This window comes from Microbacterium sp. MAH-37, assembly GCF_009758255.1.
Taxonomy (GTDB): domain Bacteria; phylum Actinomycetota; class Actinomycetes; order Actinomycetales; family Microbacteriaceae; genus Microbacterium.
Window position 1 is genome coordinate 445,005 of sequence record NZ_WSEN01000007.1, and the last position, 24,878, is coordinate 469,882.

Sequence of the window (24,878 nt, forward strand, 5' to 3'; positions counted from 1 at the left end):
CTAGTCAGTGGGCCGCCTCGTTCCAGTCTCGGCCTCGGCCGACCTGCACGTCGAGCGGGACGGAGAGCTCGGCAGCGCCGCCCATGCGCGCGCGGACGATGCTCTCGACCGCCTCCCACTCCCCCGGTGCGACCTCGACCACGAGTTCGTCGTGAATCTGCAGCAGCACGCGCGAGGACAGGTCACCGGCGCGCAGGTCGTCGTGGATGCGGAACAGCGCGATCTTCATGATGTCGGCGGCGCTGCCCTGGATCGGGGCGTTCAGTGCGGCGCGCTCGGCGTTCTCGCGGAGCACGCGGTTCGGGCTGGACAGGTCGGGGAACGGCCGTCGGCGGCCGAAGATCGTCTCGGTGTAGCCGACCTCCTTCGCCGCCATCACCGACGCCCGCAGATAGTCGCGCACCGCGCCGAATCGGGCGAAGTACTCGGTCATCAGCCCCTTGGCCTCGGACTGCTCGATGCGCAGCTGCTTGGACAGGCCGAACGCGCTCAGACCGTAGACCAGGCCGTAGGACATCGCCTTGACCTTGGTGCGCATCTGCGACGTCACCTCGGAGGGCTCGACCCCGAACACCCGTGCGCCCACGAAGCGGTGCAGGTCCTCGCCGGAGTTGAAGGCCTCGATGAGGCCCTCGTCGCCGCTGAGATGCGCCATGATGCGCATCTCGATCTGCGAGTAGTCGGCGGTCAGCAGCGTCTCGTACCCTTCGCCGACCTCGAACGCACTGCGGATGCGGCGGGACTCCTCGGTGCGCACCGGGATGTTCTGCAGGTTGGGGTCGGTGCTGGACAGCCGGCCGGTCTGGCTGCCTGTCTGCACGTACGTGGTGTGGATGCGGTGATCGTCACGGATCGCGGTGTCGAGCGACTCGATGATCTGACGCAGCTTGGTCGCCTCGCGGTGCTGCGAGAGCTGCTCCAGGAAGATGTGCGGGCTCTTCTCCTGGATGTCGGCCAGCGAAGCGGCATCCGTCGAATAGCCCGTCTTCGTCTTGCGCGTCTTCGGCAGCTGGAGTTCTTCGAAGAGCACCTCCTGCAGCTGCTTCGGCGAGCCGAGGTTCACCTCGCGGCCGATCGTGACATACGCGTCCTGCGCGATGCCCTCGGCCCGCGCGCCCAGCTCCGCGGAGAAGGTCGAGAGCACGTCGTGCGAGACGGCGACGCCTGCGGTCTCCATGTCGGCGAGTGTCAGCAGGGTGGGCAGCTCGATGTCGGTGAGCACGGTCGCGACGGACTCCGGCAGCTCATCGCGCAGCGCGTGGGCGGTGCGCAGCGTGAACCACGCCTCCTGCGAGGGCGTCGCGCCGTCGGTCTCAGGGACCAGCTGCGAGGGGTCGGACTCGGGCAGCTTCTCGCCCAGGTACCGCTCCACGAGGTCGCCGAGGGTCTTGTCGGGGAAGCTCGGGCGCAGCAGCCAGCCGGCGAGGCTGGTGTCGTAGGCGAGGCCGCCGAGGCGGATGCCGGCGGAGGTCAGCGCCTTCACCTGCGGCTTCGCATCGTGCAGCGCCTTCGGCGCGTCGGACTCGAACCATCCACGCAGCGCGTCGGCGGCAGACTCGTCCCAGTCGCCCTCACGCAGCTCTGTGGCGGTCGCCACGCCGATGCGCGTCGGACGTGCGCCGGGCACCAGCGTGACGGCCACCTCGCCCTCCTGAGCGGCGAGCCAGGTCGCGATCTCGGCAGCGGTCGCCTGGACGGCCTCCGGCAGCTCGACGGTCGACGCGGTCTCGGCGTCCTCGTCGTGGGCGCCGACCGCATCGAAGACCCGCGGCAGGAGCGTGCGGAACTCGAGGCGGGCGAAGATGTCGCGCACCGCCTGCGCGTCGATCGGGGCGACGGCGAGGTCGGCCGGGCCGAGCGGCAGCTCGACGTCGGTGAGCAGGCGGTTGAGCTTGCGGTTGCGGCGCACGTCGTCGAGGTGGTCGCGCAGGTTGCCGCCCACGACGCCCTTGATCTCGCCGGAGCGCTCCAGCAGCTCGTCGAGGCTGCCGAACTGCGTCAGCCACTTGACCGCGGTCTTCTCGCCGACCTTGGGCACGCCGGGCAGGTTGTCGCTGGTCTCGCCGACCAGCGCCGCGATGTCGGGGTACTGCTCGGGCCGTACGCCGTAGCGCTCCTGTACCGCAGCGGGGTCGTAGCGCTTCAGCTGTGAGACACCCTGCACCGACGGATACAGCAGCGTGACCTCGTCGTTCACCAGTTGGATCGTGTCACGGTCGCCCGAGACCACGAGCACGTCGTAGCCGAGCGCGGAGCCCTGCGTGGACAGCGTGGCCAGGATGTCGTCAGCCTCGATGCCCTCCTTGGTGAGCACGGGCACGGACATTGCGGCCAGGCAGTCCTGCAGCAGCGGGATCTGCCCGCGGAACTCACTCGGCGTCTCGGAGCGTGTGGCCTTGTACTCGGGGTACTCGTCGGTGCGGAACGAGTGACGCGAGGTGTCGAAGGCGACGGCGAGGTGCGTCGGCTGCTCGGCCTTGATCAGGTTCACGAACATCGACAGGAAGCCGTAGATGGCGTTCGTGTGCTGGTTGTCGCGTGTGGTGAAGTTCTCGACCGGAAGGGCGAAGAACGCACGGTAGGCGAGCGAATGGCCGTCGACGACCATGAGGGTAGGCTTTGCGGAGTCCGTCACCCTGTCAGCCTAACGAGGGCGACGGACATGCGCCGAGGAGGACGAGTGAGCGACACGAGCACGACCGACGGTCTGGAATGGGCCACCCGCCGCGGAATGGGTGCGCTGGCCGAGAAGATGGGGATCGAGTTCACCGAGTTCTCGATCGAGCGCAGCGTCGCCACGATGCCCGTGGAGGGGAACACCCAGCCGGTCGGCCTGGTGCACGGCGGCGCGTACGTCGTGCTGGGCGAGTCGCTCGGCTCCATGGCGGCCAATCTGCACGCGGGCCCCGGGAAGCTGGCCGTCGGGGTGGACATCAACGCCACGCACACCCGATCGGCGACCAGCGGCACCGTGACGGGTGTGTGCACCCCGATCCACCTGGGGCGCAGCATCGCCGTGCACGAGATCGTCGTCAGCGATGATCAGGGTCGCCGCTGCTCGACGATCCGCATCACGAACATGATCAAGGACTTGCCCGCCTGAGGCGGGCAGTCCTCACATCACTTCTTGGGGGCGAGCTGCTCGATGATCGCCTTGGCGACGTCCTGCATCGTCAGGCGGCGGTCCATCGACGCCTTCTGGATCCAGCGGAACGCCTCGGGCTCGCTCAGGCCCATCTTCTCGTTCAGGAGGCCCTTCGCACGGTCGACGAGCTTGCGGGTCTCGAAGCGCTCCACCATGTCGGCGACCTCGGCCTCGAGCGTGATGATCTGCTCGTGGCGGGCCAGCGCGATCTCGATCGCCGGCAGCAGGTCGTTCGGGGTGAACGGCTTGACGACGTAGGCCAGCGCGCCGGCCTCGCTGGCGCGCTCCACGAGCTCCTTCTGGCTGAACGCGGTCAGCAGCACGACGGGAGCGATGTTGTTCTTGTGCAGCTTCTCGGCGGCGCTGATGCCGTCGAGCTGAGGCATCTTCACGTCCATGACCACCAGGTCGGGACGCAGTTCGGTCGCAAGCGCCACGGCAGTCTCACCGTCGCCGGCCTCACCGACGACGTCGAATCCGTTGTCGCGGAGGATTTCGACGATGTCGAGGCGGATCAGCGACTCGTCCTCGGCGACGACGACGCGTCGCGGGGCGGATGCCGTGGGCTGCTCAGGCTGCTGCTCTTCAGTCACGGGGGAAATCCTATCTGTTCAACTTGTGCCGTCGGTGGGGCCACGTCGCGACTCACCGCATCGCTTCGCGCTGCGGCGAGCCTCCCGCGACGCGGAACCGGAACCCACGCGGGCTTCGCCCGCTGGTTCGAGTCCCGCTCTGCTGTTCGTATGTGGGATCCGGGACACCCTCCGGGCGCCCCGGATCCCACATGTGCCGGCGGTGGGACTCGAACCCACACGTCTTTCGACAAAGCATTTTGAGTGCTCCGCGTCTGCCATTCCGCCACGCCGGCCCTGACCGACTTTATCGCACGGGAAAGGGCGGAGCCGGACGGCCCCGCCCTTCCTCGGCGATCAGTTCTTCGACTTGTAGACCGGTGCCGCTCCGCCGACGGCATCCCCGACCTGGTGGACGCGGATGTCGTTGGTCGAGCCGATGATCCCGGGAGGGGAACCCGAGATCACGACGACCTTGTCGCCTTCGACGGCGAGCTTGTTGCCCAGCAGGTACTCGTCGACCTGGTGGAACATCAGGTCGGTGTGCTCCACGACGTCCACGAGGGCGGTGCGGATGCCCCACGAGACCGCGAGACGGCGGCGGATGCCCGGCTCAGGCGTGAACGCGAGCATGGGGATGCGCGGCCGCAGGCGCGACATGCGACGGGCCGAGTCGCCGGACTGGGTGAAGACGCAGATGAACTTCGCCTCGACGAACTCCGCGACCTCCTCGCCGGCCAGCGTGATGATGCCGCCCTGGGTGCGCGGCTTGTTGCGCAGCGGCAGGATCCGCTCCAGGCCGTGCTCCTCGGTGGACTCGATGATGCGCGCCATGGTCTCCACCACGACGACGGGGTACTCCCCCACGCTCGTCTCGCCGGACAGCATGACCGCGTCGGCACCGTCGAGCACCGCGTTCGCGACGTCCGAGGTCTCGGCGCGGGTCGGCACCGGGCTAGAGATCATCGACTCCAGCATCTGGGTCGCCACGATGACCGGCTTCGCCATGGCCCGCGCGAGCTCGACCGCACGCTTCTGGACGATCGGCACGGCCTCGAGCGGCAGCTCGACACCGAGGTCGCCACGGGCGACCATGATGCCGTCGAAGGCGTCGACGATCTCCTCGAGGTTGTCGACGGCCTGCGGCTTCTCGATCTTCGCGATGACCGGGACCTTCACGCCCTCCTCGGCCATGATCTCGTGCACGCGCGTCACATCGGCGGCATCCCGCACGAACGACAGGGCGATGATGTCCGCGCCGGTGCGAAGGCCCCAGCGCAGGTCCGCCTCGTCCTTCTCGCTCAGCGCGGGAACGCTGACGGCGACACCGGGCAGGTTGATGCCCTTGTTGTTCGACACGGCGCCGGCGACCACTACGCGCGTGGTCACGGTGACGCCGTCGGTCTCGACGACCTCGACGCGCACCTTGCCGTCGTCGATCAGCAGGAAGTCGCCCGGCTTCACGTCCTGGGGCAGCCCCTTGAAGGTCGTGCCGCAGATCTCGCGGTTGCCGAGGATGTCCTCCGTGGTGATCTTGAAGATGTCGCCGACGGCGAGCTCGTACGGGCCGTCCTCGAACTTGCCGAGGCGGATCTTCGGCCCCTGCAGGTCGACGAGCACGGCGACCGCGCGGCCGGCGTCCTCTGCGGCGCGGCGCACGTTCGCGTAGTTCGCGTCGTGCACGGTGTAGTCGCCGTGACTGAGGTTCAGTCGGGCGACATCCACGCCGGCGTCGAACAGTGCGCGCACGGTCTCATAGGTGGATGTGGCGGGGCCCAGTGTGGCGACGATCTTCGCGCGTCTCAACAGCATCTCCAGGGTAAAAAGGGGGATCGAAAATAGGCGACGTTGCCGCCGCCAGCCTACGCGGGCTGCACGCCGATCGCGACATCGGTCGGGGCCACCGGCGCGGGAAGCACCGTCGAGCCCATCAGATGACGATCCACCGCCGCAGCCGCTGCGCGGCCCTCGGCGATCGCCCAGACGATCAGCGACTGACCGCGTCCGGCGTCTCCTGCGATGAACACACCGGGAACGGTCGACTGGTAATCGGCGTCTCGACGAAGGGTACCGCGTTCGGTGTGCACCGGCGAGACCCCGCCGGTGAATGTGTCGGACTCGGGCCCGGTGAACCCCATCGCGATCAGCACGAGGTCTGCGGGGATCTCGCGCTCGGTGCCGCTGCGCGGGATGCGACGGCCGTCGACGTACTCTGTCTCGGCCACGCGCAGCGCGCGCACCCTGCCCGCGTCATCGGTGAGGAACTCGACCGTCGAGGCGAGGAAGACCCGCTCGCCGCCCTCCTCGTGCGCGGAGGACACCTCGAACAGCGTCGGCATCATCGGCCACGGCTGATGGTCGGGACGCTCTGCGGAGGGCTGGCGCCCGATCGCGAGGTTCGTGACGCTCAGCGCGCCCTGGCGGTGGGCCGTGCCGATGCAGTCCGCACCGGTGTCGCCGCCGCCGATGACGATGACGTGACGCCCCGCTGCGGTGATCTGCTCGGGGACCTCGTCCCCCGCGGTCGCCTTGTTCGACTGCACGAGGTACTCCATGGCGAAGTGCACGCCCTCGGCGTCGCGCCCGGGGATCGGCAGATCGCGCGGCACCGTTGAACCGGTGGCGACGAGGACGGCGTCGTAGCGCGCACGCAGCTCATCCCAGCCGATGTCGGTGCCGACGGCGACGCCCGCGCGGAACCGGGTGCCCTCCTCCTCCATCTGACGGAGGCGCGCATCGACGTGCTGCTTCTCCATCTTGAAGTCCGGGATGCCGTAACGCAGCAGACCGCCGATGCGGTCGTCGCGCTCGTACACGACCACGGTGTGGCCGGCCCTGGTCAGCTGCTGGGCGGCGGCGAGTCCCGCAGGACCCGAGCCGATCACGGCGACGGTCTTGCCCGTCAGGCGCGCCGGCGGCTGCGCCTGCACCCAGCCGCTGTCGAACGCCTGATCGGCGATGGACTGCTCGATCTGCTTGATCGTCACCGCCGGCTGGTTGATACCGAGCACGCAGGAACTCTCGCAGGGCGCAGGGCACAGGCGTCCGGTCCACTCCGGGAAGTTGTTCGTGGCGTGCAGGCGCTCGATCGCGGAGCGGTCCTCGCCGCGCCACGTGAGGTCGTTCCACTCCGGGATGAGGTTGCCCAGCGGGCATCCGGAGTGGCAGAACGGCACGCCGCAGTCCATGCAGCGGCCGGCCTGACGGCGCAGCACCGCGGTGTCGCCCTTCTCGTAGACCTCTTTCCAGTCCATGATGCGCACCGGGACGGGGCGCCGAGCGGGCAGCTCCCGCTCGGTCACCTTGAGAAAGCCCTTGGGATCAGCCACCGGTCACCTCCAGGATCCGGTGCCAGACGGCGTCGCCGTCGGGGTCGATGCCCGCCTGCTCCGCCTCCTGGCGTACGTTCTGCACCGCCGCGAAGTCGCGCGGCAGCACCTTGGTGAATTCGTCTGCGACGGCGTCGAAGCCGTCCAGGAGGCGCTGCGCGATCGGCGACGCCGTGCGCTCGATGTGCTCGACGAGCAGCCCTCTGAGGATCTCGAGGTCGGCGCGGTCGAGCTGCTCGAGCCTGAGCTCGCCGCTCTGGATCGACTGCGCGTTGACCTTCGCGGTGTCCAGGCGATGCACGTAGGCGACGCCTCCCGACATCCCCGCACCGAGGTTGCGGCCGGTCGGACCGAGGATGACGGCTGTGCCGCCTGTCATGTACTCCAGAGCGTGATCGCCGACACCCTCGACGACCGCGGTCGCGCCGGAGTTGCGAACCAGGAACCGTTCGCCGACCACACCGGAGATGAACATCGAGCCCGCCGTAGCGCCATAGCCGATCACGTTCCCCGCGATCACGTTGCGGTGCGGTTCGAACAGCGCTCCGCGCGGCGGGCGGATGCTGATGTCGCCGCCGGAGAGGCCCTTGCCGACGTAGTCGTTGGCATCGCCCTCGAGGCGCAGCGAGATGCCCGGAGGCAGGAACGCCCCGAGAGACTGCCCGGCCGTGCCGTGCAGGGAGATGTCGATCGTCTCCTTGGCCAGGCCCTCGGCGCCGTACCGCGTGGTCACCTCGTGCCCGAGCATCGTGCCCACGGCGCGCTCGGTGTTGCGGATCGGCAGCTCGATGAGCACCGGGTCGCGGTACTGCAGTGCGTCGTGCGACATCCGCACCAGCTCGACGTCGAAGTGCTTCTCGAGCTCGTGGTCCTGGGAGCGCCCGCTGCGACGCGGCTCGTCGGCCGGGAACGCGGGTCCCTCCAGGATCGGCGCCAGATCGAGGCCGTCGGCCTTCCAGTGCCGGATGGCGGCGTCCGTGCGCAGCAGATCGGACCGGCCCACGATCTCCTCGATCGAGCGGAAGCCCAGCTCGGCGAGCAGTTCGCGCACCTCCTCGGCGATGAACTCCATGAAGTTCACGACGAACTCGGGCTTGCCGGTGAAGCGCTCTCGGAGCACGGGGTTCTGCGTCGCGACGCCCACAGGGCAGGTGTCCAGATGGCAGACGCGCATCATGATGCAGCCGCTCACCACGAGCGGCGCTGTCGCGAATCCGAACTCCTCCGCGCCCAGCAGGGCACCGATGATCACATCGCGACCGGTCTTCAGCTGGCCGTCGACCTGCACCACCACCCGGTCGCGCATGCCGTTGAGCATCAGCGTCTGCTGGGTCTCGGCGAGCCCGAGCTCCCACGGCGTGCCGGCGTGCTTGAGCGAGTTCAGCGGGCTCGCGCCCGTGCCGCCGTCGTGTCCGGAGACCAGCACCACGTCGCTGAGCGCCTTCGCCACGCCCGCCGCGACCGCACCGATGCCGGACTGGCTGACCAGCTTGGTGTGGATGCGCGCGTGCGGGTTGGCCCGCTTCAGATCGAAGATGAGCTGCTTGAGGTCCTCGATCGAGTAGATGTCGTGATGCGGCGGCGGCGAGATCAGCCCGACGCCCGGTGTCGCGTGGCGCGTGCGCGCCACCCACGGGTAGACCTTGCCCGGCGGCAGCTGACCGCCTTCGCCGGGCTTCGCGCCCTGGGCGAGCTTGATCTGGATGTCGTCGGCCTCGGTGAGGTACTGGCTCGTGACGCCGAACCGACCGGACGCCACCTGCTTGATGGCGCTGCGGCGCTCGGGGTCGACCAGGCGATCGGGGTCCTCGCCGCCCTCGCCGGTGTTGGACTTGCCGCCGAGGCGGTTCATCGCGATCGCGAGGGTCTCGTGCGCTTCACGGGAGATCGAGCCGTAGCTCATCGCACCGGTCGAGAAGCGCTTGACGATCTCGGAGACGGGTTCGACCTCGTCGATCGGCACCGGCGGCCGCTCCCCCGTGCGCAGCTCGAAGAGCCCGCGCAGCGTCTTCAGCGACTTCGCCTGGTCGTCGACCAGCTGGGTGTACTCGCGGAACACGTCGTAGCGACGGGTGCGCGTGGAGTGCTGCAGGCGGAACACCGTCTCGGGGCTGAACAGATGCGGCGAGCCGTCGCGGCGCCACTGGTACTCGCCACCGGTCCAGAGCCGCTCGTGCGCAGTGGCCGCGGCGTCCTCCGGGTAGGCGTAGTCGTGCCGCGCCTGATTCTCGGCGAACACCTCCTCGATGCCGATGCCGCCCAGGCGGGTCGTCGTGCCGGTGAAGTAGGCGTCGACGAGCTCCTGGCTCAGACCGACGGCCTCGAACACCTGCGCTCCGGCGTAGGACGACACCGTCGAGATGCCCATCTTGGACATGATCTTCAGCACGCCCTTGCCCAGCGCGTGGATCAGGTTGTGCACGGCCTGCTCGGGTTCGAGATCGGTGATGAATCCGGTCCGCACCAGGTGCTCGACGGTCTCCATCGCCAGGTACGGGTTCACGGCGGATGCGCCGTAGCCGATCAGCGTGGCGACGTGGTGCACCTCGCGCACGTCGCCGGCCTCGACGATCAGACCGACCTTCATCCGGTTCTCGCGACGGATCAGGTGGTGGTGCACTGCGGCGACCATCAGCAGGGACGGCACCGGGGTGAGGTCCTTGTTCGAGTCGCGATCCGAAAGGATCAGGAACTCCGCACCGGCCTCGATCGCGGCATCCGCCTCGGCGCACATCTGCTCGAGACGCTCGGCGAGCGTGTGGGGGCCGGCGTCGAAGTGGTAGAGCCCCTTGATCGTCGCGGTCCAGCGGCCGGGGACGACCCGGTCGATGTGACGGATCTTGGCGAGCTCGTCGTTGTCGATCACCGGGAAGTCGAGAGTCACGCTCTGCGCGTGCTCCGGCCCCCAGCTGAGCAGGTTGCGCTCTCGGCCGAGGCCGAGGCGCAGGCTGGTGACGACCTCTTCGCGGATCGCGTCCAGCGGCGGGTTCGTCACCTGCGCGAACTGCTGCGTGAAGTAGTCGAACAGCAGGCGAGGGCGCTCGCTGAGCACGGCGATCGGGGTGTCGGAGCCCATCGCGCCGATCGGCTCCGCGCCGTTCTGACCCATCGGCGTCAGGAGGATGCGCACCTCCTCCTCGGTATAGCCGAAGGTGCGCTGGCGGCGCACGATCGACGCCGCCGGGTGGATGATGTGCTCGCGGTCGGGCAGATCCGGCAGCCGGAGGGCTCCGTCGTCCAGCCACTTGCGCCACGGGTGCAGGGTGGCGAGGTCGTGCTTGATCTCCTCGTCCTCCACGATGCGGTGCTGCGCGGTGTCGACCACGAACATCCGTCCGGGCTGCAGCCGGCCACGGCGCTTGATGCGCTCCGGCTCGAACTCCAGCACACCGGTCTCCGAGCCGATCACGACGAGTCCGTCGGTGGTCTCCGTCCAGCGGCCGGGGCGCAGTCCGTTCCGGTCCAGCGTCGCGCCGACGAGCGTGCCGTCGGTGAAGATCAGGGCGGCGGGGCCATCCCAGGGCTCCATCTGGTGCGAGTGGTACTCGTAGAACGCACGCAGGTCGGGGTCGAGGTCCGACTGCTTCTCCCACGCCTCTGGCACCATCATCATGATCGCGTGCGGCAGGCTGCGCCCGGTGAGGGTGAGCAGCTCGAGGACCTCGTCGAAGGATGCCGAGTCGCTCGCGCCGGGGGTGCAGATCGGCAGCAGCGGGCGGATGTCGCCGAGCAGCTCGGATTCGAGCTGCGACTGGCGGGCGCGCATCCAGTTGCGGTTGCCGCCGACGGTGTTGATCTCGCCGTTGTGCGCGAGCATCCGCAGCGGCTGCGCGAGCGGCCAGGACGGGAAAGTGTTGGTGGAGTAGCGCGAGTGCACGACGGCGAGCTCGGAGGCGAACCGCTCGTCCTGCAGGTCGGGGTAGAACGGCTCGAGCTGCAGGGTGGTGACCATGCCCTTGTACCCGAGCGTGCGGGCTGACAGCGAGACGAAGTAGGCGTCGAGCTCGTGGCCGGCGCGCTTGCGCAGCCGGTAGGCGATCCGGTCCAGGGCGATGCCGGAGAGTCCGGAGCCCGAGACGAAGAGCTGCTCGAAGGCCGGTCGAGCCTCGTCGGCCAGCTTGCCGAGGTGCTCGTTGACGGTCGGCACCACGCGCCAGCCGAGCACGGTGAGACCCTCTTCACGGGCGATCCGCTCGATGCCGGCCTTCTGCTCACGGCGGGCGCTCGACTCCCGCGGGAGGAACGCGAGGCCTGCGGCGTACTCGCCGACCTGAGGGAGGTCGAAGTCGGTGACCGCACGGAGGAACGCGTCAGGCATCTGGGTGAGGATTCCGGCCCCATCGCCGGTTCCCGCGTCGGAGCCGATCGCACCGCGGTGCTCCAGGTTTCGCAGCGCTTCCAGCGCCAGGGCGATGATGTCGTGGCCCGGTGTTCCGCGCAGCGTGGCCACCATCGCCAGCCCGCACGCGTCCTTCTCGAACGCCGGATCGTACATCCCCTGCTTCGGGGGGTAGGCGCCGGAGGCGCCGTAGGGAGGCTGGAAGTACACCAGTCACCGTCCTCGTATCTCAGTTGACACTGCTCTCGGATGAGACCGGGGACGACGTTGGCCCGCTTTCAGTGCGATTGTTCCCCGTGGGGATGAAGCGGCCTTATCGGGCGGTGTCTTCGATGCTCGGAGCCGTGCTGGTGGCGGTGGCTCCTGAGGTGATCGCTTCGGCGGGAGGCTCGCTCACGTCGACGAAGGAATCGGGGTTGTCCGATTGTACCTCAGCCTTGGGGGCGCGCCCCGTCATGTACGGCGAGGGCTCGACGCCGGGGTGGCGACGGGTTTGCACGATGAGGATCACGATGCCGACGATGACGCCGATGATCGCTGCCCAGACGTTGCTGCGCAGGCCGAGGATCACCTCGCTCGGGTCGATCCGGATCGACTCCCAGACGATGCGTCCGGCGCTGTACCAGATCAGGTAGAGGGCGAACAGCTTGCCCCACTGCAGACGCAGCGCCTTGCCGGCCCAGAGCAGGAAGATGACGCCGAGACCGTTCCAGATCACCTCGTAGAGGAACGTGGGGTGGAACAGCGTGCCGTCGGCCAGTCCCGGCGGGAAGGCGGGGTTCGTCGACTCGATCTCCAGGCCCCAGGGCAGGTCGGTCGGCAGTCCGAACAGCTCGTGGTTGAACCAGTTGCCGAACCGTCCCATGGCCTGCGCGAGCAGCAGACCCGGCGCGAGCGCGTCGGCGAAGGTCCAGAACCGGATGCCGGTCCACCGGCAGCCGAGCCAGGCTCCGACGGCGCCGCCGATGAGCGCGCCGAAGATGGCGATGCCGCCCTCCCAGATCGCCCACACCGAGCCGGGCTCGAACGGGTTCCAGGTGTTCTTGCCCGGGCCGAAGTAGAAGTTCGGGTGCGTGAGCACGTGGAAGATCCGCGCACCGATGATCGCGAGCGGCACCGCGAGGATCGCGATGTCGATGACGACCCATTTCTCCGCACCGCGCTTGGTCAGCCGGTAGTTGGTCAGCAGCACCGCCGCGACGATTCCCGCGATGATGCACAGCGCGTAGTAGTGGATCGTGGGGCCACCCGGCCAGACCTGGAAGGTGTTGTTCGGGGGGCTCGGGATGCTGGCGAGCACGCCGGAGAAGGTGCTGAGGGACATGAGACCGATTCTAATTGTCGAGCGAGAACTGTGCGGACGGCGTGCCCGCTGCGAGGGAACGGGTGACCTCGGCGAGACGGTCGAGGCCGCCGTCGCGGAGGGCGCGCACCAGGGCCGTGCCGACGATCGCGCCGTCGGCGTACTCGGCGACGCCGTTCACCTGTTCGGCGTTGGAGATGCCGATGCCCACGCAGGCGTTGCCGACGCCGTGCGCCCGCAGACGCTCGACGAGCACGCGCGCGGCACGGTCGAGCTCGGCACGCTCACCGGTGATGCCCATGGTGGAGACGGTGTAGACGAAGCCGGTCGAGGCTGACACGACGAGGTCGAGACGCTCATCGGTCGAGGTCGGCGCTGCGAGGAAGACGCGATCGAGGCCGGTCCGCTCACTGGCGGCGATCCACTCCCCTGCCGCCTCCGGCGTGATGTCGGGGGTGATGAGACCGGCGCCACCCGCCGCGAGCAGATCGTCGGCGTAGCGGTCGACCCCGTATTGCAGCACCGGGTTCCAGTAGGTCATGACCAGGACGGGTACGTCCACGGCGTCGGTGATCGCCTTCACCGCGGTGAACAGGTCGCGCATCTTGAAGCCGGCGGCCAGCGCGTGCTGCGTGGCCTCCTGGATGATGAGGCCGTCCATGACCGGGTCGCTGTAGGGCGGGCCAAGCTCGATGACGTCGACGCCGTTGCGCGCGAGCGTGATCGCCGCCTGGATGCTCGTCTCCAGATCCGGATAGCCGACAGGCAGATAGCCGACGAACGCGCCGCGGCCCTCGTTGTGCGCCTTGGCGATGGCGTCCTCGACGCGGCTCATTCCGCGGCCCCTTCGTCGTAGAGGTGGAAGTACCGAGCCGCGGTGTCCATGTCCTTGTCGCCTCGCCCGGAGAGGCATACCGCGATGAGGCCGTCCGGACCGAGCTCGCGGCCGATGCGCAGCGCGCCGGCAAGGGCGTGCGCGGACTCGATCGCGGGGATGATGCCCTCCGTACGGCTCAGCAGCCGCAGCGCCTGCATGGCCTCGTCATCGGTCGCGGGGATGTAGTCCGCGCGCCCGATGTCGGCGAGCCAGGAGTGCTCGGGGCCCACGCCCGGATAGTCCAGGCCGGCCGAGATCGAGTGCGACTCGATGGTCTGGCCGTCCTCGTCCTGCAGCACGTAGGTCTTCGCACCGTGCAGCACACCGGGCCGGCCGCGCTCGATCGAGGCCGCGTGCTGCTCGGTGTCGACGCCGTCACCGGCCGCCTCGACGCCGTAGAGCTTCACGTCCGCGTCGTCGAGGAACGCGTCGAACATGCCGATCGCGTTCGATCCGCCGCCCACGCAGGCGACGACCGCGTCGGGCAGGCGGCCGGCTTCCGCCAGCAGCTGCTCGCGGGCCTCCTCGCCGATGATCTTCTGGAAGTCGCGAACCATGGCCGGGAACGGGTGCGGACCCGCTGCCGTGCCGAAGATGTAGTTGGTGCTCTCGACCGTGGCGACCCAGTCGCGGTACGCGTCGTTGATCGCGTCCTTCAGGGTGCGCGAGCCGGTGGTCACCGGGACGACCTCCGCGCCGAGCAGCCGCATCCTGGCGACGTTCAGCGCCTGGCGCTCAGTGTCGACCTCGCCCATGTAGATCGTGCAGTCCAAGCCGAACAGCGCCGCCGCCGTCGCCGTGGCGACGCCGTGCTGGCCCGCTCCGGTCTCGGCGATCACCCGAGTCTTGCCGAGTCGCTTGGTGAGCAGCGCCTGTCCCAGCACGTTGTTGATCTTGTGCGATCCGGTGTGGTTCAGGTCCTCACGCTTGAGGAACACCCGTGCGCCCCCGGCGTGCTCGGCGAACCGCGGCACCTCCGTCAGGGCCGACGGACGTCCCGCGTACGTGCTCAGCAGGTGAGCGAGTTCGGCTTGGAACTCGGGGTCGGCGATCGCGGCGTGGTACGCCTCGGTCAGCTCGTCGATCGCGGCGATGAGGGACTCGGGCATGTAGCGCCCGCCGAAGTCTCCGAAGAAGGGACCGGGCTGATCGCGCAGACTCACTTCGACTCGCTCCGCTCGCTCAGTACAGGCACTATCCGACCTCCAGGAAGCTTTTCAGTGTGGCGACCGGGTCGCCGGTGACGAGGGCCTCGCCGATCAGCACGACGTCGGCGCCCGCCCCGCGGTACCGCGCCACGTCGGCGGGCTCGAGGACGGCGGATTCGGCGATCTTGATCCGGTCTGCAGGGATGCGGTCGGACAGCCGGCCGAACAGGTCGCGGTCCAGCTCGAGCGTCTTGAGGTTCCGCGCGTTGATCCCGATGAGCTTCGCGCCCAGGTCGATCGCCTGCTCCAACTCGTCCGCGTCATGCGTCTCGACGAGTGGGGTCATCCCCAGGTCGAGGATGAGGGCGTAGAGCTCCTGCAGCGTCTTCGCCGGGATGCCGGCCACGATCAGCAGGGCGAGGTCGGCACCGGCGGCGCGCGCCTCGAACACCTGGTACGGGGTCGCGATGAAGTCCTTGCGCAGAACAGGAAGGCCCACGTGGGCGGTGACAGACTCGAGGTCGGCGAGCGACCCGCCGAACCGGCGCTCCTCGGTCAGGACGCTGATCGCGGACGCGCCGCCCTGCTCGTAGAGCCCGGCTTGGTGGGCGGGGTCGGGGATCTCGGCCAGTGCACCGCGGGACGGGCTGGCGCGCTTGACCTCGGCGATGATCTTGACCCGCTCGGCGGGGGCCAGCGCTGCGACGGCGTCGCGTGCGGCGGGGCGCGCGAGCGCATCGCGCTCGACGGCGGCCAGCGGCCTGGTCAGAGCACGACGTTCTGCGTCCTCGACTGCGCCGGCCGTGAGGTCGGCGAGGACCATCAGTGGCCCTTCGGCGAGTACTTGGGGCCGTTCACCCCGTAGCCGGCCTTGGCCATCGCCCAGCCCACGATCGGGCCGATGACGATGACGACGACGGAGGCCCACACGAGAGGGGGCTGCTCGAGGCAGAAGAACAGCGTGGCCAGCCCGACGCCGACCAGCATGATCACGACCGCGGTCCACGCGGCAGGCGAGTGTCCGTGTCCAGGGTCTGCGATCGAATTGCTCATGTTCTTCCTCCGGGTGGTCGGCGTACGGTCAGTCTATCGGGATCAGCGGGTCGGATCGGTGCCACGCGAGAGGTCGTCCCAGGAATCGACGGCGTCGAGCGGGCCCTGGTGCGCGGCGTGGGGAGCGTCGTCGGTGCGGTAGCGGCGTCCGCCACTCTTCCACCCCCTGGCGGTCACGGCCGTGAACCCGGCGGTGAGCAGCATCAGGAACCAGCAGCACAGGGCGATCACGGGCCAGGCAGTGGGTGTGACCGCCGCGACGATCTCGTGCAGCGCCGAGTCTCCCGCAAGGCCGGTCTTCTCCGCGACGACGCCGCCGACCACGGTCAGCGGCGGTGCTGCCACCAGCGGGATCGTGGCGATGATCAGCACCACGGCCGCGCCCGCCGCGAGAGCGGCGAACACGTAACGCAGCACGAGGCCGACGATCGAGAGCGCCGCCCCGAGGGCGAGCGCAGCCAGTGACAGCGGGGCGAGCAGCGCGACCGCGTCGGATCCGGCGACGAGGATCGGCTCCGAGCCGTCCACGCGGGTGACCGTGAGCCAGGTCTGGGTGGCGGAGATCACGCCCATTCCTCCGGCGAGGAGGAAGCCCAGCACGGCGATCAGACGGCCTCGGGCGCTCATGCCTGCTCGCCCCCGATCACCGCGTCGAGGTCACGGCCGTCGAAACAGGTCCGGGTGCCGGTGTGGCACGCGGCCCCGGTCTGGTCGACCTGCAGCAGGATCGTGTCGCCGTCGCAGTCGATCCGCGCGCCGCGGACGGTCTGGATGTGACCGGAGGTGTCGCCCTTGCGCCAGTACTCCTGACGCGACCGGGACCAGTACGTGACGCGGCCGGTGGTCAGCGTCCGGCGCAGCGCCTCGGCATCCACCCAGGCGAGCATGAGCACCTCCCGGGTGTCCCACTGCTGCACGATCACCGGAGCCAGCCCGTCGGCGTTCCACGCGACGTTCGCGATCTGATCCTCGACGCTCACTTCGTCTCGCTCCGCTCGCTCAGTGCGGCGCATCGAACGATCACCCCGTCCGCACGGAGGGCCTCCTTGACCTGCCCGACCGTGAGCATGCCGCTGTGGAACACGCTGGCGGCGAGCACGGCATCCGCGCCCGCGCCGATCGCCGGCGGGAAGTCGGATACGCGACCGGCGCCGCCGGAGGCGATCACCGGCACCGAGGCGACCTCGCGCATCAGCCGGATCAGCTCCAGGTCGAAGCCGTCCTGGGTGCCGTCGGCGTCGATCGAGTTGACCAGCAGTTCACCGGCACCGCGCTCGGTGGCCTCACGGGCCCAGACGGCGGCATCCAGGGTCGTCTCGGTGCGGCCGCCGTGCGTCGTGACGACGAATCCGGACGGTGCGCCGGAGGCGCGCTTCACGTCGAGGGAGAGCACCAGCACCTGAGCCCCGAAGCGATCCGCGATCTCGTCGATCAGGTCGGGTCGCGCGATCGCGGCGGAGTTCACACCGACCTTGTCTGCACCCACACCGAGCAGCCGGGCGACGTCCTCGGTGGAGCGCACCCCTCCCCCGACGGTGAGCGGCACGAACACCTGCTCGGCGGTCCGCTGCACGACGTCGTAGGTCGTGGCTCGGGCATCCACCGTCGCAGTGACGTCGAGGAAGGTGATCTCATCGGCACCCTGCGCCGCGTAGTGCGCGGCCAGCTCGACCGGGTCGCCCATGTCGCGCAGGTTCTGGAAGTTGACGCCCTTCACGACGCGGCCGGCGGCCACGTCCAGGCACGGGATGACACGGGACGCGAGCGTCATCAGAGCCTCGCGGCGTGGATCGCGGTGACCAGGATCGCCCGCGCGCCCAGCGCGTACAGATCGTCCATCACCTGGTTCATGCCCTTGCGCGGGATCATCACCCGAACAGCCACCCACTCCGGATCGCGCAGCGGCGAGATCGTCGGCGATTCCCGACCGCCGGCGATGGCGGTGGCCTGATCCACCAGCCCGGCGGGCAGGTCGTAGTCCAGCAGCACGTACCGGCGGGCCACCATGACGCCGCGCAGACGGCGCAGCAGCCTGTCGGTGCCCTCTACGTCTCCAGGGCGGCTGATGAGCACGGCCTCCGACTCGATGATCACCGGGCCGAAGATCTCGAGGCCGGCCTGTCGCAGGGTCGTGCCGGTCTCCACGACGTCAGCGATCACGTCGGCCACACCGAGCCGCACCGCCGATTCGACGGCGCCGTCCAGCGGCACCAGCACGGCACTCACGCCGTTCTCACGCAGGAAGTCGTCGACGAGGCCGGGGTAGGCGGATGCCACGCGCACGCCCTCGAGGTCCTGGATCGTGGAGTACTTCCCGGGAGGGGCAGCGAAACGGAAGGTCGAGCGGGCGAACCCGAGCTGCTCGATCTCGCGCGCGTCGTCCTGCCGCACGTCGCGCAGCAGGTCACGCCCGGTGATGCCCACGTCGAGGGCGCCGGATGCCACGTAGGTGGCGATGTCACGGGGACGGAGGTAGAAGAACTCGACGTCGCTGTCGGCGTCGATGACGTGCAGGGTCTTCGGGTCGCGGCGACCGGTGTAGCCGGCCTCCGCGAGCATCTCGGCCGCTGTCTCTGACAGCGAGCCCTTGTTCGGAACGGCGATGCGGAGCATGGGGATCCTTCGGGTCGAACGAGTCTGTGGCGGAGCGCGCTCACAGATGTCGGTAGACGTCCTGGAGATCCAGACCCTTCGCGAGCATCATCACCTGCAGGTGGTACAGCAGCTGCGAGATCTCCTCGGCCGCCTCTTCCTTGGACTCGTACTCTGCGGCCATCCACACCTCGGCGGCCTCTTCGACGATCTTCTTGCCGATGGCGTGCACGCCGCGGTCGAGCTGCGCGACCGTACCCGATCCGTCAGGACGGGTCCTCGCTGTCTCGGTCAGCTCGGCGAACAGCTCGTCGAAAGTCTTCACCCCTCAAGGCTAGCGGCTCGCGCGCGGTCGCGAAGACCTGTGACGGCCGCCTCGACGTCATCGGCCCCGTACACCGCAGAACCCGCCACGAACGTGTCGGCGCCGGCCTCGGCGGCCTGCGCGATGGTGTCGAAGGAGATTCCGCCGTCGACCTGCAGCCACACGTCCGACCCGCGACGGCGGGCCTCGTCGCGCAGCGAGCGCAGCTTCGGCATGGTCTCCGGCATGAAGCCCTGCCCGCCGAAGCCCGGCTCCACCGTCATCACCAGGATCTGGTCGAACTCGTCGAGGATGTCGTACAGCGGCTCGCCCGCGGTGCCGGGCTTGATCGCGACGCCTGCGCGGGCGCCGATGTCGCGCAGCCTGCGCGCGAGCGCGACCGGATCTGCCGCGGCCTCGAGGTGGAAGGTGACGCTCGCTGCCCCGATCTCCGCGTAGCCCGGCGCCCAGCGGTCGGGATCGGTGATCATGAGGTGCACGTCGAGCGGGATCGGGCTGGTCGCCTGGATGCGCTCCACCATCTGCGGGCCGAACGTGAGGTTCGGCACGAAGTGGTTGTCCATCACGTCGACGTGCGCGAAGTCGGCGCTGGCGATCCGCGCCAGCTCGGCCTGCATGTTGACGAAGTCGGCGGCGAGGATGCTGGGGTTGATGCGCGGGTTCATCGGCTCTCTCCTTCGGGAGCGCGCTGCAGCAGCGCGAGGAACATGGCGTCGGTGTTGTGGCGATGCGGCCAGAGCTGCACCCGGCCGGAACCGTCGTCTGCGAGGTCGATCGAAGACCGGGCCACGCCTGCCAGCACGGCGCGCGCGTCCAGCTCCACCAGATCGTCGCGGTCGCGCAGCACCTCCGAGACCACGCCGGTGGTCTCCGCCAGGTGCGGTGAGCAGGTCACGTACGCGACGATGCCGCCGGGCGCCAGCGCCGACACCGCGGCGGTGAGCAGTTCGGTCTGCAGGGCGACCAGGTCCGCGACATCCGCCGGTGTCTTCCGCCAGCGCGCCTCGGGCCGGCGGCGCAGCGCCCCGAGCCCGGTGCACGGCGCGTCGACGAGGATGCGGTCGAAGGCGCCGGGGCGGGATGCCGCGAGCGTGCGACCATCCTCCTCGTGGACCGTCACCTCGCCGGACACAGCGCGCAGCGCGTTGCGTACCAGGCCGGCTCGGGCCGGGACGACCTCGTTGGCCTCGAGGACCGCTCCGCTCTCCTGCGCGATCGCGGCCAGCAGCGCAGTCTTGCCGCCCGGGCCCGCGCACAGGTCGAGCCACTGCTCACCGGCGATGATGGGCCGTGCGGCGGCCAGTGCCAGTGCGACCAGCTGGGATCCCTCGTCCTGCACCCGCACCGTGCCCGCGGCATCCGCCACCACACGGTGCGGATCGCCGCCCGGCGAGGCGAACGCGGTCGGCGCGTAACGACGCCGCGGATCCCCGGGCTCGGCGAGCCCGGGGAGAGCCACCAGAGTGACCTCGGGCGAGGCGTTGTCCGCGGCGAGCAGGGCGTCGAGTTCGTCCTCGCGCCCCTCCGCGGCGAGGGCTCGGCGCAGAGCGCGGATGATCCACACCGGGTGCGCGGTCCGCAGCGACAGACGCTCGTCGTCGGACCGGGCTGCGCTCTCGATGGCCTGCTGCCAGGCTCCGGGGGTGTCCCTGCCGATGCGGCGCAGTACGGCGTTCGCGAAGCCCGCGGCTCCCCTGCCCTGCGCGGTCGCGACCAGGTTGACCGACTCGTTCACAGCCGCGTGCCCGGCGACACGGGTGGAGAGCAGCTGATGCGTGCCGAGCCGCAGGGCGTCGAGCACCGCAGGATCGATCTCGGATGCCGGACGGCCCGCGGCCGCGGCGATGATGGCGTCGTACGTCCCCTGCCGGCGCAGCGTGCCATACGTGAGCTCGGTGGCGAGGGCTGCGTCCTTCTGATCGAGACCCGCCTCGGCGATGCTCGTCGGCAGCAGCAGGTTCGCGTAGGCGTCGGACTCGGTGACGGCACGCAGCACGCCGTAGGCGACGGCGCGGGCGGGCTGGACCGTGCGGTCGGGTCCCCGGCCGACCCCGGATCGCTGCGGCCGACGTCCGCGCTGGGGACGGCGCTCCTGCCCGCTCATGCGCCCGCTCGCAGCGTCTCGTCGCGCTGACCGCGCCACCAGTCAGCGGCGGGCATGGCGCCCTTGCCGGCCGGTTGCACGCGGGTCACGGCAAGCGGCGCACTCGCGGTGCCGATCAGGATGCGGCGCTTCTCCCCCACTATCCGCCCAGGCTCGATCGGCGCGGCATCCGTCGCGGGAGCCGCCTCGAGCACTTTGAGCCGCGCACCCGCGACTTCCGTGTGCGCCCCAGGCTCCGGGGTGATGCCGCGGAACCTGGCGTACACCTCGTCGAGCGGGCGGTTCCAGTCCAGCAGTCCGTCGGCGAGGACGAGCTTGGGAGCGAAGGTGGGCTCGCCGGTCTGCGGAACAGCCTGGGCAGTGCCGGCTGCGATCCCGGCGACGACGTCCACGGTCAGCGCGGCCCCGTCCTCGGCGAGGATTCCGAGAGCATCGGCGGCGGTGGCGGTTCCCGGCAGCGACACCGGGCGCATGCCGTACACGTCGCCGGCATCCAGCTCGGGGACGAGCCGGAACACGCTCACCCCGAGCGACTCGTCGCCGGCGATCAGCGCGCGCTGCACGGGTGCCGCGCCGCGCCAGCGCGGGAGCAACGAGAAGTGCAGGTTGATCCAGCCGTGGCCGGGTGCGGACAGCAGCGGCTCACGGACCAGGCCGCCGAAGGCGACGATGACACCGAGTTCCGGGCGCAGCGCGGTGATCGCGTCGGTCGCCTCGGCGTCGAGCCTGGCGGCCTTGATCACGGGGATGCCGAGCTCGTCCGCCACCTGCGCGACGGGCGACGGAGTCAGCACGCGCCGTCGTCCGAGGGGCGCGTCGGGGCGGGTGACGACGGCCACGATGTCGTGCAGCGGGGCGAGTGCCCGCAGGGTGGGGACCGCCGCATCGGGGGTGCCGGCGAAGACGAGTCGCATGAAGGTGCTCCGGAGGGTGAGGGGCGTCAGATGTCTGGTTCGAGGATATCGAGGTGCAGGCTCAGGCCGGCCTTCCCCCGTGCCCGCCGGTTGCGGGTGGCGTCGGTGACCACCGCGGCGCGGAGCGTCGTCGCAACCTCGGCGCCGGCGGCGTACCCGAAGCGCACCAGGGCGCGCACGCGCCCCTCGTCGCCGACGGGCACCGGTCCGAGCACGGCGTCGGCGGGCAGACCGAGTGCGCGCACCTGCTCCAGTGCGGGACGCATGACCGCCGGGAGGCCGTCGAGCTGCGCGACGCGGTACATCGGCGGCATCCGCAGCGGGGCGCGCGCCTCGAGCTCGGAACGCGCATAGCCGGCCTGGGTCCAGGTCGCCAGAGCCCTGGCGACCGGGCCGTCGACCCCGACGAGGTGCACCGGCGCTCCGGGCGCCGCGAGGGCGGCGGCGTTCGACCACCAGCGCAGGCAGGACTCGCCGATCCGCAGCTCGGGCGCCTGCAGCATCCGCGAGCCATCCAGGAGCACGACGGCACGGTAGCCTCCGTCTGCGACCGGCTCGGCGCCGCGCGTCGCGATGACCAGCGCGGGCTTCGCCGGCACTCGCTCGACCGGATGCGTGCCGTCGGCGACGATGACCTGCACGCCGGGGAAAGCCCTGCCGAGCTCGTCGGCGGTGCGCTCGCTGCCGGACGAGGCCAGACGCACCTGCGTGGCCTCACAGCTCGGGCATCGCCAGCCGTTCGCCGATCTGCCGCACCAGCCGCACACCGGCACCGCGCCCCGCCGACGGGCGCCGAGCGGGCCTCCGCAATGCGCACAGCGCGCAGGGGCGCGGCACTGGCCGCACACCAGCGACGGAGCGAAGCCCGGGCGGGCGACCTGCACGAGGACCGGTCCCTCCGCTGCGGCCTCTCGCGCGGCGAGGAAGGCGCTGGACGGCATCCGCTGGACGCCCCGCTCGAGTTCCTGCGGTGGCGACAGCACCACGCGCGGAGAAGAGCGCCTCGCGGCGCGGACGTCGGTCATCCAGCCGCCCTGCACGAGCCTCTCGACATCGGTGGTGCGCGTGTGCCCGGCGAACAGCAGGGCGCCGCCCTCCTGCTCCTGCCGCACCAGGGCCACGTCGCGGGCGTGCACGTACGGGGCGAGCGGCTCGGCGAGCAGCGGGTCGCCGTCGTCCCAGACGACGACCACGCCCGCCCGCACCGGGGCGTACACCGCCGAGCGATTTCCGACCACGACGCACGGAGCATCGGCGAGGGTGCGCAGGAACGCACGGTACCGATCGGGATTCGTCTGCCGGGCGTCGTGCCGCACCACGGCGTCGTCCGGCAGCAGCTCTGCGAGGGCGTCCAGCAGCCGATCCTCATCGCGCTTGTCCGGCACGACCAGGATCGCAGAGCGCCCCGATACGAGGACCAGGGTCGCGACGGCGGCGAGCAGCCGCGCCGAATGCGGCAGAGCCCCCTCCATCTCGGCGATGGTCTCGACGGCCGCTCTGCCGCCGTCGGCAAGGACCCCCTGGAGACCGTCGTACCTGGCGATCACCGACTCGGCCCGCTGAAGAGCCTCCGTCTCGACCGCCGGGGCCTCGACGTCGAAGGACCACGCCTTCTCGACGCGCACCTGCCGCTTCGGGATCGCCAGCCGCAGGATGTCGGATGCCGAGCCGGCCGCGCGATCGGCGGCGCGTCGCGCGAGTTGATGCAGTCGCTCGGGCAGCACGACGACCGGCGAGACGACGCTCTCCACCTCGGCGAGCGTGCGCGAGATGTCCTCCTCGACCCCGATCCCGACGATGTAGCCGTCCATCACGCGGCCGGCCGTGCGCAGCGGCACCTTCACCCGGACGCCGACCGGCACGTCGCCGAACTCGGCGGGCAGAGCGTAGTCGAACAGCCGGTCGAGCTGCGGCAGCGGTGAGTCGATCAGCACCCGCGCGATGCGCCGCGCCGCGGCCGACATCAGAGACCGGCGGCGCGCCGCAGGTCGTCTGCGCGGTCGGTGCGCTCCCAGGTGAAGTCCGGCAGCTCACGGCCGAAGTGCCCGTAGGCGGCGGTCTGCGCGTAGATCGGGCGCAGGAGGTCGAGCTCCTCGATGATCGCCTGCGGGCGCAGGTCGAACACCTCGGTGATGGCGCGGATGATCGCGTCGTCCGACACCCGGCCCGTGCCGAAGGTCTCGACGTACAGGCCGACGGGGTGAGCGACCCCGATCGCGTACGCGACCTGCACCTCGAGGCGGTCTGCGAGACCGGCCGCGACGGCGTTCTTCGCCACCCAGCGCATCGCGTACGCCGCAGAGCGGTCCACCTTGGACGGGTCCTTGCCGCTGAAGGCGCCGCCGCCGTGGCGGGCCGCGCCGCCGTACGTGTCGATGATGATCTTGCGACCGGTGAGGCCGGCGTCACCCTTGGGGCCGCCGATGACGAACGGGCCGGCCGGGTTGATGTAGTACTTCAGGTCGGTCGCGAGGTCGAGGCCGGTCTGCGCCAGCACCGGGTCGATGACGTGCTCGCGGACCTGCGCCTTGAGCTCGTCCTGCGTGACGCCGGGCAGGTGCTGCGTGGAGAGCACCACCGCGTCGACGGTCTTCGGCGTGAAGCCCTCGTACCCGAGCGTGACCTGGGTCTTGCCGTCTGGACGCAGGAAGGGCAGCTCCCCGGAGCGACGGACCTCGGAGAGGCGCTCGGCGATGCGGTGCGCCGTCCACGCGGCCATCGGCATGAGCTGCGGCGTCTCGTTGGTGGCGAAGCCGAACATGATGCCCTGGTCGCCGGCACCGAGCGCGTCACGAGGGTCGACGGAGCCGCAGTCGCGGCTCTCCGCCGCCTGGTCGACGCCGTGCGCGATGTCGGTGGACTGCTCGCCCACCGAGACGCTCACGCCACAGGACGAGCCGTCGAAACCGGTGTCGCTCGAGGTGTAGCCGATGCCGTTGACCACGTCGCGGACGATGGTCGGGATGTCGACGTACCCCTCGGTGCGGATCTCGCCGGCCACGTGCACGAGGCCGGTCGTGACCAGGGTCTCCACGGCGACGCGCGAGTCGCGGTCGACGGCGAGCAGGCCGTCGAGGATGCTGTCCGAGATCTGATCGCAGATCTTGTCGGGGTGTCCTTCTGTGACGGACTCGGACGTGAACAGGCGCAGCGCGCTCATCGGGGCTCCAACGGTTT

The 24,878-nt window shown here is 70.1% G+C and carries 21 protein-coding genes and 1 tRNA gene; 1 reads left to right on the plus strand and 21 read right to left on the minus strand.

What is annotated here, in order from left to right; genetic code table 11:
• Positions 1-4: 4 nt before the first annotated feature.
• Positions 5-2,635, minus strand: coding sequence for a DNA polymerase I (gene polA / locus GON06_RS10205; RefSeq protein WP_332837376.1), 2,631 nt, complete (start codon positions 2,633-2,635; stop codon positions 5-7).
• 96 nt (positions 2,636-2,731) lie between these two features.
• Between polA and GON06_RS10210 the strand changes: the two genes are divergently transcribed.
• Positions 2,732-3,103 carry a hotdog fold thioesterase gene (locus GON06_RS10210; RefSeq protein ID WP_232528415.1) on the plus strand — a complete coding sequence of 124 codons (372 nt, stop codon included), beginning with the start codon at positions 2,732-2,734 and terminating at the stop codon, positions 3,101-3,103.
• A gap of 17 nt (positions 3,104-3,120) precedes the next feature.
• Here the strand turns inward: GON06_RS10210 and GON06_RS10215 are convergent, their stop codons facing one another.
• The 20 genes from GON06_RS10215 to metK all read right to left on the minus strand — a co-directional run bounded on the left by GON06_RS10215 (position 3,121) and on the right by metK (position 24,861).
• Positions 3,121-3,738 carry an ANTAR domain-containing response regulator gene (locus GON06_RS10215; RefSeq protein WP_116242125.1) on the minus strand — a complete coding sequence of 206 codons (618 nt, stop codon included), beginning with the start codon at positions 3,736-3,738 and terminating at the stop codon, positions 3,121-3,123.
• 194 nt (positions 3,739-3,932) lie between these two features.
• Positions 3,933-4,013: transfer RNA gene (locus tag GON06_RS10220), tRNA-Leu, on the minus strand.
• Between the two features lie 61 nt (positions 4,014-4,074).
• Positions 4,075-5,523, minus strand: coding sequence for a pyruvate kinase (gene pyk, locus GON06_RS10225; protein ID WP_157312251.1), 1,449 nt, complete (start codon positions 5,521-5,523; stop codon positions 4,075-4,077).
• Positions 5,524-5,579: 56 nt separating this feature from the next.
• A complete protein-coding gene (locus tag GON06_RS10230; RefSeq protein ID WP_332837377.1) occupies positions 5,580-7,046 on the minus strand; it encodes a glutamate synthase subunit beta in 1,467 nt (488 codons plus the stop codon).
• A complete protein-coding gene (gene gltB, locus GON06_RS10235; RefSeq protein ID WP_157312253.1) occupies positions 7,039-11,541 on the minus strand; it encodes a glutamate synthase large subunit in 4,503 nt (1,500 codons plus the stop codon). Before gltB ends, GON06_RS10230 begins: the two co-directional genes overlap by 8 nt.
• A 157-nt stretch (positions 11,542-11,698) precedes the next feature.
• Positions 11,699-12,709: a prolipoprotein diacylglyceryl transferase gene (gene lgt, locus GON06_RS10240; RefSeq protein WP_157312158.1), complete on the minus strand. Its 1,011-nt coding sequence runs from the start codon at positions 12,707-12,709 to the stop codon at positions 11,699-11,701.
• Between the two features lie 10 nt (positions 12,710-12,719).
• Entirely contained in the window at positions 12,720-13,523 is an 804-nt protein-coding gene (gene trpA, locus GON06_RS10245) for a tryptophan synthase subunit alpha (RefSeq protein WP_157312159.1), read from the minus strand.
• On the minus strand, positions 13,520-14,728 hold the full coding sequence (trpB, locus tag GON06_RS10250) for a tryptophan synthase subunit beta (protein ID WP_332837378.1): 1,209 nt from the start codon (positions 14,726-14,728) through the stop codon (positions 13,520-13,522). Before trpB ends, trpA begins: the two co-directional genes overlap by 4 nt.
• A 31-nt stretch (positions 14,729-14,759) precedes the next feature.
• Positions 14,760-15,536 carry an indole-3-glycerol phosphate synthase TrpC gene (gene trpC / locus GON06_RS10255; protein WP_157312160.1) on the minus strand — a complete coding sequence of 259 codons (777 nt, stop codon included), beginning with the start codon at positions 15,534-15,536 and terminating at the stop codon, positions 14,760-14,762.
• Positions 15,536-15,766, minus strand: a complete 231-nt coding sequence (locus tag GON06_RS10260; RefSeq protein ID WP_157312161.1) for an HGxxPAAW family protein — start codon at positions 15,764-15,766, stop codon at positions 15,536-15,538. The genes trpC and GON06_RS10260 overlap by 1 nt, the downstream gene beginning before the upstream one ends.
• 42 nt (positions 15,767-15,808) lie before the next feature.
• Positions 15,809-16,393, minus strand: coding sequence for a Trp biosynthesis-associated membrane protein (locus tag GON06_RS10265; protein ID WP_157312162.1), 585 nt, complete (start codon positions 16,391-16,393; stop codon positions 15,809-15,811).
• Positions 16,390-16,779, minus strand: coding sequence for a phosphoribosyl-AMP cyclohydrolase (gene hisI, locus GON06_RS10270; RefSeq protein ID WP_157312163.1), 390 nt, complete (start codon positions 16,777-16,779; stop codon positions 16,390-16,392). Before hisI ends, GON06_RS10265 begins: the two co-directional genes overlap by 4 nt.
• Complete coding sequence (hisF, locus tag GON06_RS10275; RefSeq protein ID WP_157312164.1) at positions 16,743-17,537, minus strand: imidazole glycerol phosphate synthase subunit HisF; 795 nt, start codon at positions 17,535-17,537, stop codon at positions 16,743-16,745. Before hisF ends, hisI begins: the two co-directional genes overlap by 37 nt.
• Positions 17,537-18,379 carry an ATP phosphoribosyltransferase gene (gene hisG, locus GON06_RS10280; RefSeq protein WP_157312165.1) on the minus strand — a complete coding sequence of 281 codons (843 nt, stop codon included), beginning with the start codon at positions 18,377-18,379 and terminating at the stop codon, positions 17,537-17,539. The genes hisF and hisG overlap by 1 nt, the downstream gene beginning before the upstream one ends.
• Before the next feature lie 40 nt (positions 18,380-18,419).
• On the minus strand, positions 18,420-18,683 hold the full coding sequence (locus GON06_RS10285) for a phosphoribosyl-ATP diphosphatase (protein WP_332837380.1): 264 nt from the start codon (positions 18,681-18,683) through the stop codon (positions 18,420-18,422).
• On the minus strand, positions 18,680-19,348 hold the full coding sequence (rpe, locus tag GON06_RS10290) for a ribulose-phosphate 3-epimerase (protein ID WP_157312166.1): 669 nt from the start codon (positions 19,346-19,348) through the stop codon (positions 18,680-18,682). The genes GON06_RS10285 and rpe overlap by 4 nt, the downstream gene beginning before the upstream one ends.
• Positions 19,345-20,787 (minus strand): RsmB/NOP family class I SAM-dependent RNA methyltransferase, encoded by a 1,443-nt coding sequence (locus GON06_RS10295; protein WP_157312167.1) that lies wholly within the window; start codon positions 20,785-20,787, stop codon positions 19,345-19,347. Before GON06_RS10295 ends, rpe begins: the two co-directional genes overlap by 4 nt.
• Positions 20,784-21,701, minus strand: a complete 918-nt coding sequence (fmt, locus tag GON06_RS10300; protein ID WP_157312168.1) for a methionyl-tRNA formyltransferase — start codon at positions 21,699-21,701, stop codon at positions 20,784-20,786. Before fmt ends, GON06_RS10295 begins: the two co-directional genes overlap by 4 nt.
• Positions 21,702-21,727: 26 nt before the next feature.
• On the minus strand, positions 21,728-23,665 hold the full coding sequence (locus tag GON06_RS10305; protein ID WP_157312169.1) for a primosomal protein N': 1,938 nt from the start codon (positions 23,663-23,665) through the stop codon (positions 21,728-21,730).
• Positions 23,665-24,861, minus strand: a complete 1,197-nt coding sequence (gene metK / locus GON06_RS10310) for a methionine adenosyltransferase (protein ID WP_157312170.1) — start codon at positions 24,859-24,861, stop codon at positions 23,665-23,667. Before metK ends, GON06_RS10305 begins: the two co-directional genes overlap by 1 nt.
• Positions 24,862-24,878 lie beyond the last annotated feature (17 nt).